Genomic DNA, 19,071 nt, shown 5'->3' with positions numbered 1-19,071 from the left:
AATGGAAAAGTATTTTGGAAGGAGGAATAGCATGCAGTTTGAGAATGGTGGCTTGCAAATGCAGTCAATCTCGGGGAATAGCGGAAAAGCCTATCGAGCGCAGCGGTCTGACGGGACCCCCGTTTTTGTGAAGTATGAAATGCCTCCGATTGTAGCGGCCCTAGCGAGAGAGCAAATTACCCCGCCGATTCTATCTACCAACCAGGAACTTGGAATGGGACAACGGGTCGAACAAGAATGGTTGGAAGGACGAACCTTGGAGCCTCAGGATATGTCTAGTAAGCAGGTTCGTCAGATCTTGGTACGAATGCATTTTTCCCGTATCCTGCTCAATCAAGCCTTGCAACTCCATTATACTTATCAAAAGCCTGAAGATTTGATTACTAAATGGAAGGAAGAAGCACCTGTTCGCCTTCGGCAAAATAGCTTTCTCTTGTCTATTTGTGATGAATTACTGAGAAATGTACCGACGTTTCGTCAGGAAACGGCTACTTTTGTCCATGGAGATTTGCACCATAAAAATTGGGTTCAAACGGAAAGTGGCTTGGTCTATTTGACGGACTGGGAGACGGCTTGCGTGACAGACCGGATGTTGGATGTTGCCTATATTTTGACCCATTATATCCCTCGTGCTCAGTGGGAAGAATGGTTGAAAGAATACGGCTTTAAATACAATGAGACGGTGCTTGATAAGATTTATTGGTATGGGCAAGTAGGGTATCTGAATCAGATTACCAAACATACAGAAAGCTATAATAAAGACGCAGCCAATCGAGAAATTTATCATCTACGTCGCTTTAGGGAGAATTTTTACACAATCAAATGAGAATGAGAAAACGAAAGGGTGTGGAAGAGCTGTTGGCTCGCCACCCAGAGACAGTTATTTCCAACCCTGAAACTTGTAAAGGGAAATGGTCGGAGCTATTTGGAAATGACCATCCGATCCATATTGAAGTTGGATCCGGTAAGGGACGTTTTATCACAGGGATGGCAGTAGCGCACCCAGAAATCAACTATATCGGGATTGACATCCAGCAGTCTGTCTTGAGCTATGCTCTGGACAAGGTTCTAGAGTCTGAGTTGCCTAATGTTCGCTTGCTCTTGGTAGATGGTTCTGCCTTGACCAATTTCTTTGCGGATGGGGAAGTGGACCGCCTATATCTAAACTTTTCCGACCCATGGCCCAAGACTCGTCATGAGAAACGCCGCTTGACCTATCGCAGTTTTCTTCAGACGTATGAAGAAATCTTGCCTCCTAATGGAGAAATCCACTTTAAGACAGACAACCGTGGCTTATTTGAGTATAGCCTTTCAAGTTTTTCAAGGTATGGGATGGTCTTAGAGCAGGTCTGGTTGGACCTTCATGCCAGTGGGTTTGAGGGGAATGTGATGACTGAATATGAAGAGAAATTCTCAAGCAGAGGTCAGGTTATCTTTCGGGTTGAAGCTCGTTTTGTATCTCCGTAAAGTCACCAATCGGTGGCTTTTTTCTGTGAGATAAAAAGAACGTCACAATGACTGTCTATCGAAATGTTGATCAGGGTTCCGACTAGATTGTGGTATAATGGAGGCATAGAAATTGGAAAGGTGAATACTATGGTTGGTGTGAAACATTATGTAGAACGGTTTGTTCCAGAACGGTATACCATTTTTTTAGAGGTGAATCGAGAATTGATGGCCTTCTCAGGCCTTGTTCGGATTCAAGGGGAAGCTTTGTCCCAGCGAATTTCCCTTCATCAAAAGGAGCTAGATGTCTTAGCCGTGCGAGTAGGGGGGACCGATCGATCATTTGAGATGGATCCTGAAAATGAAGCCCTTCATGTCGAGCTTGCAGAGATGGGACAGGTCGAGTTAGAAATTGTCTATGCAGGAAAGATTACGGACAATATGACAGGGATCTATCCTTCTTATTACACACTAAACGGCGTTAAGAAGAACATCATCTCTACCCAGTTTGAAAGTCACTTTGCCCGTGAAGTCTTTCCATCGATTGATGAGCCAGAAGCAAAAGCAATCTTTGATCTGTCCATAAAATTCGACGCAGAAGACGGCGATGTGGCCTTGTCCAATATGCCTGAGATAAATCCTGAGGAGCGTAAAAAGACAGGAGTCTGGACCTTTGATACAACGCCACGGATGTCCACATATCTGTTGGCCTTTGCTTTAGGAGCTTTGCATGGCAAGACGGCGCGGACCAAAAATGGGACCTTGGTGGGAGTCTATGCGAGTCAAGCACAGCAACTAGACACCGTTGATTTTTCTTTGGATATCGCTGTCCGAGTCATTGATTTTTATGAAGACTATTTCCAAGTTCCCTATCCTATTCCTCAATCCTTGCACCTTGCTCTTCCTGACTTTTCAGCAGGGGCTATGGAAAATTGGGGCTTGGTCACCTATCGGGAGGTTTACCTTTTAGTTGATCAGAATTCAACGGCAACAAGTCGCCAACAGGTAGCCTTGGTAGTGGCCCATGAGCTGGCCCACCAATGGTTTGGGAATCTAGTCACCATGAAATGGTGGGACGATCTCTGGCTCAACGAGAGTTTTGCGAACATGATGGAGTATGTCTCAGTAGATGCCATTGAGCCAAGCTGGAATATCTTCGAGGACTTTCAGACAAGCGGTGTTCCCGCTGCGCTAGCACGGGACGCAACAGATGGTGTTCAGTCTGTACACGTGGAGGTCCATCATCCGGATGAGATCAATACCCTTTTTGATAGTGCCATCGTCTATGCTAAGGGAAGTCGTCTCATGCATATGCTTCGCCGTTGGCTGGGCGATGCGGATTTTGCGGCAGGATTGAAGACTTATTTCGAGCGTCATCAATATCACAATACCATCGGTCGAGACCTTTGGGAGGCTCTGGGACAAGCATCCGGACGGGATGTAGCGCGTTTCATGGATTCTTGGTTGGAGCAGCCTGGCTATCCGTTGGTCACCTTATGTGTCGAAAATGGCCAATTGATCGCGCGTCAAGAACAATTTTTCATCGGGGAGCACGAAGACAAAGGACGCCTTTGGCAAATTCCTCTCAATGCAAACTGGGAGGGCTTGGTAGATATCCTGACGGAAAGAGAAGTTGTACTTGGGGATTACCAAGAGCTCGCAGAGCAAAATAAGGGTAAGGGAGCCTTACGGATCAATACAGGCAATACGGCTCATTATATCAGCTACTATCAAGGGGCATTATTTGAAGATCTTCTTGGACAATTGAAAGAACTGGATGCAACATCCAAACTTCAAATTGTTCAAGAACGTCTCTTGTTGGCAAAAAGTGGTCGGATTTCCTTTGCTGAATTGGTTGCACTCTTACCAGAATTTCAGGGGGAATCCTCCTATCTGGTGGTAGCTGCGCTGGATGATATCATTGCCGAGCTCAAGTCCTTCTTGGATGAGGGAAGTCCAGCAGAAAAGGCCTTAAAAGCCGGTCTCAGAGAGTTATTGGACCCTCTCTATCAAAAACTTGGCTTTGAAAAAGTCGCAGGAGAAGCAGATGAGGTAGAAAAAGTTCGTCAGATCATAACCAGACACCTCTTATGGGCAGAAGACCCTACAGTGGTAGAAGCAGCGAGTTTGTTGTATGAGCGCTACCAAGATGCAATAGAGGATATTCCAGCGGCCCAACGAGGATTGGTCTTGACCAATCAGATTCGTCAAAAGGGATCGAAGGTTCTGTTGGATCAATACATTCAAGCCTATACTCATACCAATGATAGTAGTTTCCGCAGACAGTTGGCCGCGGCCTTGTCCAATGTGCATCAAGAAGAACAGTTGTCGCAACTACTCGTCTACTTGAAGGATAAGGATATCGTGAAACCACAAGATTTATCCCTTTGGTACACCTATCTTTTGAACCAGTCCTTTGCAGAAGAGACGTCTTGGAGATGGGCACAGGAAAATTGGGATTGGCTGGAGCAAACCCTAGGAGGGGATATGAGCTTTGATCGCTTTGTCACGATCCCAACGGCGGTCTTTAAGACGGAAAAGCGCCTGGAAGAGTACAAGAAATTCTTTGAGCCAAAGCGAGATAATCTCGCACTTAGTCGCAATATCACAATGGGAATCAAGGCGATTGCAGCCCGAGTCTCTCTTGTCGATGCTCAAAAAGCGCGAATTGAGGAAGCTTTGCTCGATGTAAAGAAGGTGTAAAAACGAAATACTAGCTTTTTATTTGAGACTGTGGTACAATAAGAAAAGATAGAAATGGAGAGGCGGGGTGAAGACTTCGCCTCTTGCCTTTGTAAAGGAGGGAAATGTCATCGCAACAATAGTAGATATCGTGAGTCAAGTCGTTACGCCGGCCATTCAAGCCCCCTATGAACTAGTGGATATTGAATATGGAAAGATGGGCTCAGACTATGTATTATCCATTTTTGTAGATAAAGAAGGCGGGATTAGTTTAAATGACACAGCCATTTTGTCAGAAGTGATTAGTCCTTTACTGGATGGGATTCAACCGGATCCATTTCCAGATCAATACATGCTGGAAGTAACCAGTCCTGGTCTAGAAAGACCTTTGAAAACACCTGAAGCGCTCGAAGCAGCTGTTGGAAAGTACGTGAATGTGCGCTTATACCAAGCCATTGATAAAATCAAGGAATTCCAGGGAGACCTCCTATTTTTTGATGGAGAAACCTTAGTGCTGGCCTATCAAGATAAGACACGTCAAAAAGAGGTGCAAATCCCTTATTCATCTGTTGCGAAAGCACGATTGGCTGTAAAATTGTAAATGGAATTCGTAAGAAAGGAACTTTATCTAAAAGGAAAGATACATGAGTAAAGAAATGTTAGAAGCCTTCCGTATCTTGGAGGAAGACAAAGGGATTAAAAAAGAAGACATCATTGAAGCTGTGACGGAGTCATTGCGTTCTGCCTATAAACGCCGCTACGGGCAATCCGAATCTTCTCTGATCGAATTCGATGAGAAAAAAGGAGATTTTCGAGTCTACACTGTACGTGAGGTGGTAGATGAGGTGTTCGATAGTCGTTTGGAGATCAGCCTAAAGGATGCCTTAGCGCTCTCGTCTGCTTATGAATTAGGAGACAAGATCAAGTTTGAAGAGTCTCCGACGGAGTTTGGACGGGTCGCCGCACAATCGGCTAAGCAAACCATCATGGAAAAAATGCGCAAGCAAACTCGTGCCATTACCTATAACACCTATAAAGAGCATGAAAATGAAATCATGAGTGGTACAGTAGAACGGTTTGACAATCGCTTTATCTATGTGAACCTTGGAACGATTGAAGCTCAGTTGTCGCGTCAAGATCAAATCCCAGGGGAGGTCTTCCAATCGCATGACCGGATTGAAGTCTATGTCTACAAGGTCGAAGACAATGGTCGCGGGGTAAATGTCTTTGTAAGCCGTAGTCACCCTCAAATGATCAAACGTCTGATGGAACAAGAAATTCCGGAAGTTTATGACGGAACGGTTGAAATTATGAGCGTGTCGCGAGAAGCAGGGGATCGTTCTAAAGTAGCTGTCCGTAGCCACAATCCAAATGTAGACGCTATCGGAACCATCGTCGGTCGTGGTGGAAGCAATATCAAGAAAATCACGAGTAAATTCCATCCAGCGCGTTATGATGCAAAGAATGACCGCATGGTACCGACAGAAGAAAACATCGACGTCATTGAGTGGGTTGAAGATCCAGCGGAATTTATCTACAATGCCATCGCACCTGCAGAAGTGGATCAAGTACTCTTTGATACAGAAGATGGCAAGCATGCAACGGTTGTCGTACCGGATGATAAGCTATCCTTAGCGATTGGTCGTCGGGGACAAAATGTTCGTCTAGCAGCGCATTTGACGGGCTTCCGAATTGATATCAAATCTGCCTCAGAATGGGAAAAAATGGAAGCAGCACTGTATGGAGAAGAAGGTCTGGCTACAGAAGAAGAGCCGTTTTTGGATGATCAGGCGGTTCTAGATGAGAGCTTAAGTGATTTGGCCCAAGCAGCAGCAGACTTTGAAGTGGCTGTAGAAGAAGACGTCGATAAAGAATAAGTACATCTGGGAGGGAACAATGGCAAAAGTAAGAAAAATCCCTTTACGAAAGTCTGTTGTGACGGGCGAAATGATTGACAAGCGTGATTTGTTACGAATTGTCAGAAACAAGGAAGGCGCTATTTTTATAGATCCAACAGGCAAAGCCAATGGACGCGGTGCTTATATTTGCTTAAGTAACGAAGAAGCAGCGCTTGCCAAGAAGAAACGCGTCTTTGATCGTGCATTTGGTCAGACTGTGGCAGATGAATTTTATGACGAACTCATCGCTTATGTCGATCATAAGGTCAAAAGGAGAGAGTTGGGGCTTGAATAAAGAACAAAAAGTCTTAAATTTGTTGGGCTTGGCCCAACGAGCAGGACGAATCATTTCGGGAGAAGAGCTGGTCGTAGACGCCATTCAACAGGGCCAGGCAAAACTGGTTTTCCTAGCAAATGATGCCGCTTTAAACCTCACGAAAAAAATTACAGATAAAAGTGGAACATACACCGTTGAAGTGATTACCATGTTTTCAACGCTAGAACTAAGTACAGCGATAGGGAAGAGCCGCAGGGTATTGGCCCTTACAGATGCTGGATTTACGAAGAAAATGAGGTCTATTATGGAATAGAACAGGAGGACAAGATATTGTCTAAAAAGAGATTATATGAGATTGCAAAAGAGCTGGGCAAAGAGAGCAAAGATGTTGTTGCCAAGGCAAAAGAATTAGGATTGGAAGTGAAGAGTCATTCTTCTACAGTCGATGAATCTGCCGCACATCGGATTGTCCAAAGCTTTTCACAAACGGCAGTCAAACCAGCAGCTACAGCAAAGCCAGATAGGAGCGAGAAGGTTCGGGAATCAGCTGAAAAACCCGCAACACCCGCACCACAAGTAGCAAGCGAAGCAAAAGGATCCGCGGGAGCAGAGGAAGCGAAACCGGCTTCCCCAAAACCTGTCCGCCCTCAAAGTCGAAACTTTAAGGCCGAACGGGAAGCAAAAGCCAAAGAACAAGCAGAACGACGGGCGCGTGGCAAGCAAGATCGACGACCAGCTGCAAAAGGGGATGCACAAGAGCAAGGCCGTAATGACCGCCAACAAAATCGTCGCCCGAATCAAGGTTCAAACCGCTCCAATGACCGCCAAGGTCAGGGGCGGAGAAATGACCGCCCTACTGATCGCAGGTTCAATCAAGAAGGAACACGCCGATCAGGTCAAGAGAAGGCAGTAGCGTCACCACGGATTGATTTTAAAGCGCGTGCGGCGGCTTTAAAAGCTGAGCAAAATGCAGAATATGCCCGTGGAAGTGAAGAACGTTTCCGCCAGGCTCAAGAAGAGCAACAAGCCAAGAAGGCTCAGGCGCAAGCTAAAAAAGTGAGAGAGGCAGAAGAAGCAGCGACTCGTCCAGTAGAAGCTCCTGTAACACCAGTAGCTGTGGCGCAAGTAACTGCAACCCCTGCTGCTCCAGCCGTAGATACCCGTCGGAAGAAACAATCGCGTCCGGAGAAGAATCGCGACTTTGAAGAACAAGACGGACCACGAAAACAACAAAGGAATCGAAATAGTCAAAATCAAGTGAGAAATCAACGAAATAGCAACTGGAACCCTAAAAAGAAAAAACAAAAAGGAAAAGGTGGCAATCAGCCTGTTAAACCAGTCACAGAGCGAAAATTCCATGAATTGCCAAGTGAATTTGAGTATACAGCCGGAATGACGGTTGCTGAAATCGCAAAACGGATCAAGCGTGAACCGGCAGAAATCGTCAAAAAACTCTTCATGATGGGTGTAATGGCTACTCAGAACCAATCCTTGGATGGAGATACCATCGAACTTTTAATGGTGGATTATGGAATCGAAGCCCGTGAAAAGGTGGAAATCGATAATGCCGATATTGAGCGCTTCTTTGTCGAAGAAGGGTATATTCAAGAAGATCAGTTGGTGGAACGTCCACCGGTAGTGACCATCATGGGACACGTCGATCACGGGAAAACGACCCTCCTTGATACCCTTCGTAATTCACGCGTCGTAACGGGAGAAGCAGGGGGAATCACTCAGCATATCGGTGCTTACCAGATCGAGGAAAATGGCAAAAAAATCACCTTCTTGGATACACCAGGTCACGCGGCCTTCACTTCTATGCGGGCACGTGGTGCCTCTGTCACGGACTTAACCATCTTGGTCGTGGCAGCAGATGACGGGGTGATGCCACAGACCATTGAAGCGATCAACCACTCAAAAGCCGCAGGCGTGCCGATTATCGTTGCGATCAATAAAATCGATAAACCAGGTGCCAACCCAGAGCGTGTGATTGGTGAGTTGGCTGAATATGGCGTTATTTCGACCGCTTGGGGTGGAGATTCTGAGTTTGTGGAAATCTCAGCGAAGTTCAATCAAAATATTGATGCGCTCCTTGAGACAGTATTGTTGGTAGCAGAGATGGAGGAACTCAAGGCCGACCCAACAGTTCGTGCCATTGGGACTGTCATTGAAGCTCGTTTGGATAAAGGAAAAGGGGCTGTTGCCACCCTCCTCGTTCAGCAAGGGACTTTGAATGTGCAAGATCCAATCGTTGTCGGAAATACCTTTGGACGGGTAAGGGCCATGACCAATGACCTTGGACGTCGGGTCAAAGTGGCGGGACCATCAACTCCTGTTTCCATTACTGGTCTCAATGAAGCACCGATGGCAGGGGATCACTTTGCGGTATATGAAGACGAAAAATCTGCGCGTGCAGCGGGTGAAGAGCGGGCAAAACGTGCTCTTCTGAAACAACGTCAAGCCACTCAGCGTGTCAGCTTAGAAAATCTCTTCGACACTCTGAAAGCAGGAGAAGTCAAGTCTGTCAATGTGATTATCAAAGCAGATGTGCAAGGATCTGTTGAAGCCCTTGGGGCCTCCCTTCAAAAAATTGATGTCGAAGGTGTCCGTGTAAACATCGTTCACTCCGCTGTCGGAGCCATCAATGAATCAGATGTGACCTTAGCGGAAGCTTCAAATGCCTTCATCATCGGATTTAACGTTCGTCCGACACCGATTGCTCGTCAACAAGCAGAAGCAGACGATGTTGAAATGCGTCTTCACAGTATCATTTATAAGGTGATTGAGGAAGTGGAAGATGCGATGAAAGGAATGCTGGATCCTGAATTTGAAGAAAAAGTGATCGGGGAAGCTATTATCCGTGAAACCTTTAAAGTGTCCAAGGTCGGTACGATTGGTGGCTTTATGGTCATCAGCGGGAAGGTCACTCGTGATTCCAGCGTTCGTGTGATCCGCGATGGCGTGGTCATCTACGATGGTAAATTGGCGAGCTTGCGTCGCTACAAAGATGATGTCAAGGAAGTCGGCAATGCCCAGGAGGGTGGTCTTATGATCGAAGGTTATAACGACCTCAAAGTCGATGACACGATCGAAGCTTATATCCTTGAAGAAGTAAAAAAATAAATAGCTCAGAAAATCGGCTGAGCTTCTAAAAAGAAACAAAAGAAGCTAGGTCTGCTGGCCTAGCTTTTTCCAAATCAAACGAGAGAGAAAGGAGACCAAGATGGCAAATCATTTTCGTGGAGACCGTGTCGGGATGGAAATCAAGCGGGAAGTCAATGAAATCTTACAAAAGAAAGTTCGTGATCCGCGTGTTCAAGGCGTCACAATTACAGATGTGCAAATGTTGGGCGACCTGTCCATGGCAAAAGTATATTACTCCATCATGAGTGAGCTAGCTTCTGACAATCAAAAGGCTCAAGTGGGACTTGAAAAAGCGACAGGAACCATCAAGCGGGAGCTTGGAAAAAATCTTAAAATGTACAAGATACCAGATTTGACCTTTGTTAAGGATGAATCCATCGAATATGGAAACAAGATTGACCAAATGTTGCGCAATCTGCATCAAGATTAAAAGAGAGTGGGACAGAAATCGGTCATTCGCTAGAATTCGATTTCTGTCCCACCTCCGCACAGTTGAGTAGGGCTGTAAAAACTGCTGAAATCAGCCTGGTAGAGGCCACTCAACCACTGCGTCTTGCTCAACAATCCAAAAACAATTGAGAGGCTAGGACTTTTGTCCTAGCCTCTTTTTTATGGGTTCATCAAGGTAAAAGACGTTTAGAATAAGGAGGCAGTGGTGCTGTCAGTCTAGTATCTAGATCAAGGATTGACAGATTAGCTTTTAAAGTAGGGAGAAAGGTCTTTTGGAGGAAGAAGGACCTTCTCTTTCTTTAGGGCCCTGCTATTTCCATGCACTAAGGATGGCATCTCTAGGGATCTTTGTGGTAGGCTTACCGTAAATCTGGGTTAAGACCTCTTCAAAAGGTTGATGATACGGGATGGTTTTGGGGTACAGTTGGTCGAGAACCGTATCAAAAGACGAGAACTTGGATACCGTCCCAGGACCAAATGTTTGATCCAGAATCTCTTCAAAAGGCGTGTTGCCGTCCCTTCCGGGGGAAAAAATCGCACTCACAGAAAGAGACGGTGAGGCCGAGGGACTTTCTGAAGCGCCGGAGCTTGCATCAACTGGAGCGCCAACGGCAGGTTGAATACCATTTACAGCTGAGGCAAATTGGAGGAAATGCGTCAAACAAGCTTGTAGATAGTCTCTGGTCCCTTGGTCCTTAATATTTCCGCCATCGTCAAAGGATTCGCGTGCATGACCGAGAAGAAACTCGTTTCCAGGAAAGACCCAGGCGTCTATCCCTGGAGATTGGAGGATTTCCTTGAGATGAAGTTGAGAACGTCCAGTTCCTAGAGGAGAATAGGAGGCACCAATTATATAAACTGGCTTCTTTTCAAAAGGATGGACCTCATAGGATAACCATTCAAGAGCAGATTTGAGGCAAGAAGTAATGGTGTAATTATGCTCCGGACAGGCAATCAACACCCCATCAGACAGCTGGATTTTTTGACTCACTTCCTGAATGATGGGATAAGAACTTGTTTGTTTCGTCTGACTAAAAAGAGGAAAGGAAGCAAGCTCCACAATCTCTAATTGAAATTCTTGCCAGTAGGTTTTTTGTACCCATTGCAGTAGCATCCGGTTATATGAGTGGCTTGCATTTGAGCCAACTAGGCCAACGAGTTTCATCATCATCAACTCCTATTTTTCTGATTGATAGCGATACGTTCGGACCTGATCAATGGTCTTTCGTCGTAAATGAGGATTTTGTGTGCTGATCTTTACAAAATAAAGAAAATCGTTCATCTTTTGGTCCAATTTTTCACGGACTTGAGGCTGGACTAGATCGCCCTTATCATCGAAAGCTTCTCGTGAGCGGGACAGTAAAAAGCCAGCATCTGCCTGAACGGCTGCCTGTAATTGAGGAGCCCGTAGCACGTCCAAGAGGTGGTCTTGGGCACGACTGGTCCCTAAATTTCCGTAGGAAGCTCCCACAATCATTGTTGGTTTTTCTAAGAGAGGATAAGGTTCAAAAGCGAGCCATTCGAGTGCATTTAAGAGGAGTGCAGGCACGGAATGATCGTATTCTGGGGTGACAAACAAGACTGCATCTGCTTCTAGGATGGCGTTTCGAAACCCTTCCACTTGAGGGGTGTTTTCTTCCAACAAGTCTTTTGAAAATGGCGGGAGTTCTTCAAGCGGATAAAAAGGAAAGTGAGCCTCGTTTTCGAATCTCTTTGAGAGATAACTGGCCAAGCGATGATTGGTCGATTGGGGGTGGTCTGCCCCGATGATAGTGACGATCTGAAACATAGGATCCTCCTCTACTTGTGAAAATAATCTCATTATCTGTATTATACTCTATGTGGCTTTCTCAACAATAAAAAAGTCATATCTTAATTTATGACTTTTTGTATCTTTATAAGGGATTGACTTGACTAGAGGCTCGGTATTCTGCAGGAGTTTTTCCTGTATAGGCTTTAAAATTTCGATGAAAATTGGAGACGGCCTTGTAGCCCAGTTCCTCGCTAATGACTTCGATTGATTTAGTGGTGAGACTCAGTTGTTCTTTTGCGTATTCTAAGCGGATCGTCGTCCGTAATTCCACAAAGGTGAGTCCGAACAGGTCTTGGCAGAGCCTGGAAAAATAGTTTGGTTGATAAGAAAAGTGGTAGGCGATTTCTTTTTGGGTCACCGTTTGTAAATGGTCAGAAATATATTTCATAATCATACCAGACTGACTGTCTTTGGAAGCATGTTTGATCTTAGCATCGGGAAAGAGAGAGTTTAATTTGGATACTTTTCGTTCATGCTCCCTCAATAGTTCGGTGAAGAGAAGGCCACAGATCTTTTGCCCTTGAAACTGGACGTAGGGATCCTGCTCGGTCATTTCCTCTAGTTTTTCGAGGACATTTAAATAGGCATGACACACCTCATTTTCGAGATGGGTGAAGACAATCATGGAAGATTGATCCTCCAGAGGATTCATAAAGTCATGGATGAGGGCATTGTCTCCTACAGTGTATTGCGCAATCGGATTGGGAATATCGAAAACCGCATGGTGGACTCGTAGGAGCAGGGGAGATTGATCGAACGATTCTACTTGGATAGAGGCAGGTTGATTCAAAAGGACAATATCATAGGGTTTGAGGGGCGTTACTTTTTCAGGATACTGTAAGTGGATATTAGAGAGTGCCTCCAGGATATAAACTTGTTTTTGTTGTTTGTTTAAGCTCCGTTTGGGTAGCTCAATCGTTCGGCGTAGGCAATTAGAAATCGTAAACATAAAAGCTCCAAAGGATATATTTCGTCATAAAAGAGGACAAATAGAACAATTTTTTTCACACTGTTTCTTCAGTATAATTATAGCATAAAAAGAAAGTGAGAAATTTCACATGACTAAAGAATATACTGTAGATGTGGTTGTTGCAGGAGCTGGAGGTGCTGGATTAGCGGCTGCTCATGCCGCTTCAAAAAATGGCCTTTCAGTTCTATTGCTAGAGAAGCTTCCAAGGATAGGGGGGAATACCAAAATCTCCTCGGGATTCTTTGCAGTTGATACAGAAGAACAAAGGGCCTTGGGCCTGAATCTATCCACCAAAGAAGCGATTGACGAGCTCCAACGTCACAATCACTATTTGTCCAATGGTGCCCTCCTTAAAAATATCATTGAGCATGCCAAAGAAACTCTGGAGGAGGTCAAATCTTTGGGGATGGAAATTGAGCTTAACAAAAATGAAAACACCACACAATTTGCTCATTTAGGACAACCCTATCGCGGGGGATCTTATCATATGTACATGCACAAGAACGAGTCCTATGAGCGGATTCAAAAGAGCTTGGAAAACCAGGGGGTGCGATTCGAATTTGGTGTGACGATGAAAGATCTATTGCAAGATGAAAATGGCCGCATCACCGGTCTTCGAGCCGTTACGGAGTCGGGTCAAGAAGTGATCGTCCATGCCAAAGCCAGTATCATTACCACAGGAGGATTTGGGGGAGATAAACGCCGTGTGGCCCAAGTCATGCGCACGATTAACCTCAGAACCTTAGGGGTTCCCAACATGGGGGAAGGTCTCAGCTCCATGGAGCAAGTCGGTGCCGTAAATATTGACGGTGCAGCCCTCATCCACGCAGCACAAATGGCTGAATCAGTGGTGTCCCAAGAGACAAAAGGCAAACAACTAGCCGGCTTTAATGATTCGCCATTGACACAATTGTTATTATCCCCTCTTCTATGGGTAGACCCGCAAGGAGCACGCTTTACCAATGAAGATGCTGTCTATGACACAGTTGAATGGTCCAATGCTGGCTATGGGGTAGGAGGCAAATATTACTATGTCATGGACTGCACCACACTTGAAGATTATTCAAAAGGGACCGATCTATTGATTTCAAAGTCAGGTCCTGGTGCCAGTGATGCCAAAGGGGATTTCATTTCCTTAGCAGATGAAGCCGTCCGTCAAGGGATTGCCTTTAAAGGGGAAAGTCTAGAAGAACTGGCTCAAAATGCAGGAATGGATGAAGCGACCTTCCTAGCTACCATTTTAGAGTACAATCAAATGGTGGCAAAGAAAGAAGACACGAGCTTTAGCAAATCAGAAGCATCTTTAAAATATCCTGTGGCACAAGGCCCTTACTATGCTTTTATCGCCCAGGTTGTTTATTTGGGAACTGTTGGCGGTGTTCGTGTCGACAAAGACTTGCGTGTCCTAGATGCGTATCACAAGGTTATCCCAGGTCTTTATACAGGTGGGGCGAATGCTGGAGGATATTATGCCCCAAGAAATTATCCAGCCTATGAAGGCTTAGCCTCTGGATTTTCATGGACTTCTGGTTACCTAGCAGGACTTGCTGCTGTAGCGGATATTCAACATACAATCAATTAGGAGAAATGATGATGAACGAAAAAAGCAATCTTAAGCCGAATTCTTGGACCTTTAAGCTTTCCTTGCTCTCCTTGTCAATTTTGGCCCAAACGGCTCCATCCGTTTCGATCGCAAATACGCAACTGGCCCAGCTCTTCCCAGATCAGTCGACCTCTGCGATTGAGCTCCTCTCCACCTTGCCCAATTTTGGGGTCTTAGTGTTGATTTTATTTGCAGAGTCTATCGCCAAACGATTTGGAATTAAACGGACCATTTTGGTTGGCCTGACCATGTACTTGATGGGAGGCATTCTTCCAGCCTTTATCCCGAACTATTCGGCCTTTGTAATCCTTCGGTTAGTAATGGGATTCGGGATTGGTCTGTTCAATCCCTTCTCTGTCTCTTTGATGTATCGTTTTTACAAGGACCAAGAACTGACGGACATGCTGGGCTACCAAAATACCAGTCAGAATCTCGGGAATGCTGGCTTTGGGTTCCTTCTTTCCGTTTTGATACTGGCTGGTTGGAACGTAGCCTATATGGGATTTGCAATCGGCCTTATTCCGCTCATTCTTTTTGGAGCCTTTGTCCTGATACCAGACGATCAAGTGAAGGTCGAAAGGACTCACGATCTCCACGAAAAGGCTAGACTGAAAGACTCTGTCAATACACATATCGTCTTACTGGCCTTCTTGTTTATGGCAGTCTTTGCCATGTTCTTGATGCTGACGATCAAAATGGCTCTCCTTGGAGAAGAAACAGGTCTCATCACCCCATCCGCAGCTTCCTCTATTCTTGCTTTAGTGGGACTTTCTTCAATGGTTGCTGCACCGTTTTTTGGGAGATTGAGTAAAGTGTTTGGAAACTTTATCCTTCCCATTTCCTTTACGGGCATTGCCCTTGCTTTCTTTATCGTATCTCATGCACAAAATGTAGCCATGCTAACGACAGGAGTCGTCCTTGCTGGCTTGTTCTTCGGTTGGGTATTCCCCCAAGCCTTCCTGCGGGTATCGCAAGTTGCTCCGAAAAACAGTGGCACTCTAACCACATCGGTTGTCTTGATGGGGATTAACTTTGGGGCCGCCTTTTCCGCTATTATCATCAACTATATGGCTGGCTTGTTTGGCTTTACAACGGCTGCAGGCGTATTAACCATGTGTGGAATCGGCTTTGCTCTCCTAGCTTTATTTGAATTTATATATACTTCCCTAGATCGGCGAAGCGTTTCGTAACCAAGCTCTTTTAGGAAAAAGTAGGCTTGAAATTGGAAGCAAGCTTGAATAGATCTAGTAGAATCTGCGTTAACATGCAAAAAGGATCCGAGGGTCCATTTGGTTTGAAGAGGCTGGGACAAAAGTCCTAGTCTCTCCATTGTTTTTGGATGGACGAGTAAGACGCAGTGGTTGAGGGGGCTCTACTAGGCTGATTTTATCCCCTTTTACAGCCCGACTCAACTGTGCGGAGATGGGACGACCAAATCGACTTCTATCAAATGACCTATTTCGAATTTTTTCAAAATAGAGTTGACAAATCTATCTGGAAGTACTAGAATCTATTTAGAAAGAAATCTAAATAGATTGGAGGAGATAGAGAATGAACTTTGCGCAAACATTTAAAGCTCTATCGAATCCGATAAGAAGAAGTATCTTAGAACTGCTAAAGGCAGGGAAATTATCCGCGGGCGATATCGCTGGCCACTTTGATCTAGCAGGAGCGACCATTTCCCATCATTTAAGCCTCCTCAAGCAAGCAGATTTAATAAGAGAGGAAAAAGAGAAGAATTTCATCTACTATGAACTCAATACTTCTGTCTTGGAGGATTTAATGGTCTGGCTCGTTGATTTGAAAGGAGATTCTACTGATGAAAACAAATAAAACCCTATTGACTGTAACTTCTACCGTAACGCTCTTCCCCATACTTTGGGGACTGATGATTTGGTCACAATTGCCTAACCAAATCTCGATTCACTTTAACGCTGCTGGTCAGGCCAATAACTTCCAATCGAAAGCATTAGCCGTGTTTGGTCTTCCTGTTTTCCTTCTCTTGGTGCATCTATTTGTGATTTTCGTGATTGGACGCGATCCTAAGAATCGCACGATGAATGATAAAATGGTCAGAGTAATCTATTGGTTGACTCCAATCGTTTCCTTAAGTATCTCCTATCTCATCTATAGCAAGGCGCTAGGATCTACTATCAATCCATCTGTTTTTGTTTTGGCTTTGCTAGGGCTCATCTTTCTAATCATGGGCAACTACATGCCTAAGCTAAAAGTGAACCATACGGTTGGAATCCGCCTGCCCTGGACCTTACAAAATGAAGATAACTGGCACAAAACCCATCGCTTGGCAGGGAAATTGTGGGTCCTTGGAGGCTTGATCCTTCTACTTGAAGCAGGTCTTCAATTCGCGCTTTCTTATGTACTGGTGCTGGTCATCCTCGCCATTGTGTTTATCCCTGTGATGTACTCTTATCAATTAAGTCGGAAAAATCGTTAGTATGAAAAATGTAAAAACCAGTGGAAATCGGTGTTAGGGTAACTTCTACTAGTTTTTATAGTGCTTGATTTCATCGCTTTCTTAGCCAAAACAAAATGAAGCCTCCGTAATGCGCTATCAAGAATGGTAGAAAGGAGAAAAATCATGAGAAAAGTTCATTTATTCCTTGTACTTCTGACTTTGCTTGGTTTATCTGGCTGTACAGCGACACAAAAAGAAAGCCAAACAAGTCCTTCTAGCTCTCATAAGGCCACATCCTCTTCATCAACAACAGTTAGTGTAAACACAAAGGAGCGTACAGAACCTAATCCTCCAATGCCAGCAGAGGTAGCAGAGCGATTAAAAATTAAGGAAGGCAGTACGGAAGCCGGAACTCAGCAAACTTTGCCATCTTCAACTCAGGAACAAGCTTCATTGAAAGAGAATACGCAACCTTCTCAATCGGTCAAACAAGAAACATCGTCCAAAGAGAATCAAGGAATCCGAAAACTATTGCCTATTTCTTTAAAACTTCAAGAAGAATGGTATTTCTGTGCTCCGGCGACAGTCCAAATGATGCTGGCTAGTCGAGGGGTTAGCGTCTCTCAACATCAATTGGCTAAGGAAATGGGGACTTATAACCCCTATGGGACTCATAATCGAGATGCCATTCGCGTCTTGAATCAAAATCTATTTGGCTATCCGGAACCGAGTGGAAATCAAGCAGGCTATCGAGTGGTTACTGTAACAGATGCTCGTCCAGGTTCTGAAGATATCCGCCTCTTTAAAGAACGTGTGCGCAAAGATATTGATGATGGCTATCCTCTCTATTACACCTTTAATGTAGCTCAAATCTATCCTGGAAAACGTGGGGAACATAATGTAATTGGAGTAGGCTATGAATTAACAGCAGATGGCAAGGACATCGCAGCAATCTATTATCTAGACCCCGATACACATGTACAGGATCCAACCTATGGAGGTCTGAAAAAACTGACACCAGAGGAATTATTAGCTGCAATGGTTACCTGTGGTGAGAAAAATTATGCTTGGTGAAAAAGTAAGTCGTGAAAAAGGTAGATAGAATGAAACACTCGCCGTGGCTCTAGCTGCGGTGAGTGTTTCGTTTGTGTAAGGGAGTGTGGATCAGTTGAACAAGAGAGATAAAAAAACACTCGACTTCCGCTCGTTGAGATGAGGGGCGGAAATGGAGTGTCCTTTTGCTTTGACAGAGAAGATTGTGTATTTGATCGTTTACTGACGAGGGTCTCTTGGTCGTGTCCCTGGGAGATTTAAATGATAGCGAATGACGAGCAGGCGAATCAACAGGGTCAGGAGGAAGAGAAAGAGATAGGTTGGGATTTGGGGAAACTGGAGATGGACAATCCCAATCTGGTAGAGGACACCCGCTACGAAAGCGAGGACGGCATAGATATCTTCTTTTAAGATGCTAGGCGTTTCGTTAGCAAAGATGTCTCGCAAAAGTCCCCCTCCTGCTCCGGTTAGAGCAGCCAAAATCCCAGTGGTCACTAGATTTAGATGGAGTTGGACGCTTGCACTGGCTCCGATTAAGGCAAAAATAGCGAGACCGATCGCATCAAAAGTCTGGTTGGCCCGCGATAGAAATAGAATCCAACTTTTTCGATTATCGGACTGAAAGCTTCTCTGTCGCATAAATAAGTACATAATAATGGCGACTGCAGTGGATAAGAGGATGGTATCTGGGTTTTGGAGGGCCATAGGGATCCGAGTAATCATCAAATCACGGATCATTCCGCCCCCAACGGCTGTCACAATGGCTAAGATGGTGATGCCAAAGATGTCCAATTCCTTTTTAAATCCCTTCATGACCCCTGAAGCCGCAAAGGCAATCGTTCCAATATAATTGCATACGAGCAGAAAGAGTGAAAAATCCATCCAAACTCCTTGTCTAATATTTCAAATTTCCTTCTTAGTTGTCACTATAGCATATCTATCGCGCTTTTTCAATGGGAGTGAAAACAGAAGTTTGTGAAATAATGATCAAGAAATCGGATTTACGAGTGATTAAGAAAAGGACGATTTCCTAAAAGGCGATTGGAACAGCATTTGAAAACGCTCTGAAAAATTTTACCGTAAGTCTCTTTTCTTGAAATTTGTGAAATATTGGACTAAAATAGCAATAGACATTTAAAATTGGAGGAAGAAATGGTCACTATCTCAAAAGAACAACATTTGGATATGTTTAAAAAAATGCAACAAATTCGCGATGTGGATATGAAACTCAATAAATTGGTCCGTCGTGGATTTGTTCAAGGAATGACGCACTTTTCTGTAGGAGAAGAAGCGGCATCCGTTGGTGCGATCCATGATTT

The 19,071-nt window shown here is 44.7% G+C and carries 18 protein-coding genes and 1 pseudogene; 15 read left to right on the top strand and 4 right to left on the bottom strand.

Going from position 1 to position 19,071, the window contains the following annotated elements:
- The first annotated feature begins 31 nt into the window (after nt 1-31).
- From STRDD13_RS08620 to rbfA, 9 genes are all read left to right on the top strand, one after another.
- Nucleotides 32-826 (top strand): phosphotransferase family protein, encoded by a 795-nt coding sequence (locus STRDD13_RS08620; RefSeq protein ID WP_067103630.1) that lies wholly within the window; start codon nt 32-34, stop codon nt 824-826.
- Nucleotides 823-1,467: a tRNA (guanosine(46)-N7)-methyltransferase TrmB gene (gene trmB / locus STRDD13_RS07535; RefSeq protein WP_067103628.1), complete on the top strand. Its 645-nt coding sequence runs from the start codon at nt 823-825 to the stop codon at nt 1,465-1,467. Before STRDD13_RS08620 ends, trmB begins: the two co-directional genes overlap by 4 nt.
- Nucleotides 1,468-1,596: 129 nt before the next feature.
- A complete protein-coding gene (locus tag STRDD13_RS07530; RefSeq protein WP_067103627.1) occupies nt 1,597-4,149 on the top strand; it encodes a M1 family metallopeptidase in 2,553 nt (850 codons plus the stop codon).
- Between the two features lie 109 nt (nt 4,150-4,258).
- Nucleotides 4,259-4,729, top strand: coding sequence for a ribosome maturation factor RimP (gene rimP / locus STRDD13_RS07525; protein WP_067103692.1), 471 nt, complete (start codon nt 4,259-4,261; stop codon nt 4,727-4,729).
- A 43-nt stretch (nt 4,730-4,772) separates the two neighbouring features.
- Nucleotides 4,773-6,005, top strand: a complete 1,233-nt coding sequence (gene nusA / locus STRDD13_RS07520; RefSeq protein ID WP_067103625.1) for a transcription termination factor NusA — start codon at nt 4,773-4,775, stop codon at nt 6,003-6,005.
- 19 nt (nt 6,006-6,024) lie between these two features.
- Nucleotides 6,025-6,321 (top strand): RNase P modulator RnpM, encoded by a 297-nt coding sequence (gene rnpM / locus STRDD13_RS07515; RefSeq protein ID WP_067103623.1) that lies wholly within the window; start codon nt 6,025-6,027, stop codon nt 6,319-6,321.
- On the top strand, nt 6,314-6,616 hold the full coding sequence (locus STRDD13_RS07510) for a YlxQ-related RNA-binding protein (protein WP_067103622.1): 303 nt from the start codon (nt 6,314-6,316) through the stop codon (nt 6,614-6,616). The genes rnpM and STRDD13_RS07510 overlap by 8 nt, the downstream gene beginning before the upstream one ends.
- Nucleotides 6,617-6,633: 17 nt before the next feature.
- Entirely contained in the window at nt 6,634-9,426 is a 2,793-nt protein-coding gene (gene infB, locus STRDD13_RS07505) for a translation initiation factor IF-2 (RefSeq protein WP_067103620.1), read from the top strand.
- Between the two features lie 100 nt (nt 9,427-9,526).
- Complete coding sequence (gene rbfA / locus STRDD13_RS07500) at nt 9,527-9,877, top strand: 30S ribosome-binding factor RbfA (protein ID WP_067103618.1); 351 nt, start codon at nt 9,527-9,529, stop codon at nt 9,875-9,877.
- A 330-nt stretch (nt 9,878-10,207) separates the two neighbouring features.
- Here rbfA and STRDD13_RS07495 read toward each other — a convergent pair whose 3' ends face one another.
- The 3 genes from STRDD13_RS07495 to STRDD13_RS07485 all read right to left on the bottom strand — a co-directional run bounded on the left by STRDD13_RS07495 (nt 10,208) and on the right by STRDD13_RS07485 (nt 12,659).
- Nucleotides 10,208-11,065 (bottom strand): NADPH-dependent FMN reductase, encoded by an 858-nt coding sequence (locus tag STRDD13_RS07495; RefSeq protein ID WP_067103616.1) that lies wholly within the window; start codon nt 11,063-11,065, stop codon nt 10,208-10,210.
- Nucleotides 11,066-11,074: 9 nt separating this feature from the next.
- Nucleotides 11,075-11,686 (bottom strand): NADPH-dependent FMN reductase, encoded by a 612-nt coding sequence (locus STRDD13_RS07490; protein ID WP_067103614.1) that lies wholly within the window; start codon nt 11,684-11,686, stop codon nt 11,075-11,077.
- A 106-nt stretch (nt 11,687-11,792) separates the two neighbouring features.
- Complete coding sequence (locus STRDD13_RS07485; RefSeq protein WP_067103613.1) at nt 11,793-12,659, bottom strand: helix-turn-helix transcriptional regulator; 867 nt, start codon at nt 12,657-12,659, stop codon at nt 11,793-11,795.
- 109 nt (nt 12,660-12,768) lie between these two features.
- Between STRDD13_RS07485 and STRDD13_RS07480 the strand changes: the two genes are divergently transcribed.
- From STRDD13_RS07480 to STRDD13_RS07460, 5 genes are all read left to right on the top strand, one after another.
- A complete protein-coding gene (locus STRDD13_RS07480; RefSeq protein WP_067103611.1) occupies nt 12,769-14,262 on the top strand; it encodes an FAD-dependent oxidoreductase in 1,494 nt (497 codons plus the stop codon).
- Between the two features lie 11 nt (nt 14,263-14,273).
- Nucleotides 14,274-15,473, top strand: a complete 1,200-nt coding sequence (locus tag STRDD13_RS07475) for an MFS transporter (protein WP_067103691.1) — start codon at nt 14,274-14,276, stop codon at nt 15,471-15,473.
- A gap of 361 nt (nt 15,474-15,834) precedes the next feature.
- Complete coding sequence (locus STRDD13_RS07470) at nt 15,835-16,116, top strand: autorepressor SdpR family transcription factor (protein WP_067103610.1); 282 nt, start codon at nt 15,835-15,837, stop codon at nt 16,114-16,116.
- On the top strand, nt 16,103-16,738 hold the full coding sequence (locus STRDD13_RS07465) for an SdpI family protein (RefSeq protein ID WP_067103608.1): 636 nt from the start codon (nt 16,103-16,105) through the stop codon (nt 16,736-16,738). Before STRDD13_RS07470 ends, STRDD13_RS07465 begins: the two co-directional genes overlap by 14 nt.
- Before the next feature lie 144 nt (nt 16,739-16,882).
- Nucleotides 16,883-17,773, top strand: a complete 891-nt coding sequence (locus STRDD13_RS07460) for a C39 family peptidase (RefSeq protein WP_067103607.1) — start codon at nt 16,883-16,885, stop codon at nt 17,771-17,773.
- 198 nt (nt 17,774-17,971) lie between these two features.
- Here STRDD13_RS07460 and STRDD13_RS07455 read toward each other — a convergent pair whose 3' ends face one another.
- Nucleotides 17,972-18,634: a trimeric intracellular cation channel family protein gene (locus tag STRDD13_RS07455; RefSeq protein WP_067103605.1), complete on the bottom strand. Its 663-nt coding sequence runs from the start codon at nt 18,632-18,634 to the stop codon at nt 17,972-17,974.
- A gap of 270 nt (nt 18,635-18,904) precedes the next feature.
- Between STRDD13_RS07455 and STRDD13_RS08555 the strand changes: the two are divergent.
- A pseudogene (locus STRDD13_RS08555) lies at nt 18,905-19,071 on the top strand (pyruvate dehydrogenase); the annotation flags it as partial.

The sequence above is a fragment of the Streptococcus sp. DD13 genome (genome assembly GCF_001578875.1).
GTDB lineage: Bacteria > Bacillota > Bacilli > Lactobacillales > Streptococcaceae > Streptococcus.
Note: the sequence above shows the minus strand (reverse complement) of the source record. Positions and strands in the feature narration are given on the sequence as shown.

Bases quoted from the DNA above. Each gene is read 5' to 3' on its own strand.
- STRDD13_RS07475 (WP_067103691.1), top strand. From the start codon at position 14,274: ATGAACGAAAAAAGCAATCTTAAGCCGAATTCTTGGACCTTTAAGCTT.
- STRDD13_RS07530 (WP_067103627.1), top strand. From the start codon at position 1,597: ATGGTTGGTGTGAAACATTATGTAGAACGGTTTGTTCCAGAACGGTAT.
- rnpM (WP_067103623.1), top strand. From the start codon at position 6,025: ATGGCAAAAGTAAGAAAAATCCCTTTACGAAAGTCTGTTGTGACGGGC.
- STRDD13_RS07465 (WP_067103608.1), top strand. From the start codon at position 16,103: ATGAAAACAAATAAAACCCTATTGACTGTAACTTCTACCGTAACGCTC.
- STRDD13_RS07460 (WP_067103607.1), top strand. From the start codon at position 16,883: ATGAGAAAAGTTCATTTATTCCTTGTACTTCTGACTTTGCTTGGTTTA.
- STRDD13_RS07470 (WP_067103610.1), top strand. From the start codon at position 15,835: ATGAACTTTGCGCAAACATTTAAAGCTCTATCGAATCCGATAAGAAGA.
- trmB (WP_067103628.1), top strand. From the start codon at position 823: ATGAGAATGAGAAAACGAAAGGGTGTGGAAGAGCTGTTGGCTCGCCAC.
- STRDD13_RS08620 (WP_067103630.1), top strand. From the start codon at position 32: ATGCAGTTTGAGAATGGTGGCTTGCAAATGCAGTCAATCTCGGGGAAT.
- STRDD13_RS07495 (WP_067103616.1), bottom strand. From the start codon at position 11,065: ATGATGAAACTCGTTGGCCTAGTTGGCTCAAATGCAAGCCACTCATAT.
- rbfA (WP_067103618.1), top strand. From the start codon at position 9,527: ATGGCAAATCATTTTCGTGGAGACCGTGTCGGGATGGAAATCAAGCGG.
- STRDD13_RS07490 (WP_067103614.1), bottom strand. From the start codon at position 11,686: ATGTTTCAGATCGTCACTATCATCGGGGCAGACCACCCCCAATCGACC.
- STRDD13_RS07485 (WP_067103613.1), bottom strand. From the start codon at position 12,659: ATGTTTACGATTTCTAATTGCCTACGCCGAACGATTGAGCTACCCAAA.
- STRDD13_RS07480 (WP_067103611.1), top strand. From the start codon at position 12,769: ATGACTAAAGAATATACTGTAGATGTGGTTGTTGCAGGAGCTGGAGGT.
- nusA (WP_067103625.1), top strand. From the start codon at position 4,773: ATGAGTAAAGAAATGTTAGAAGCCTTCCGTATCTTGGAGGAAGACAAA.
- STRDD13_RS07455 (WP_067103605.1), bottom strand. From the start codon at position 18,634: ATGGATTTTTCACTCTTTCTGCTCGTATGCAATTATATTGGAACGATT.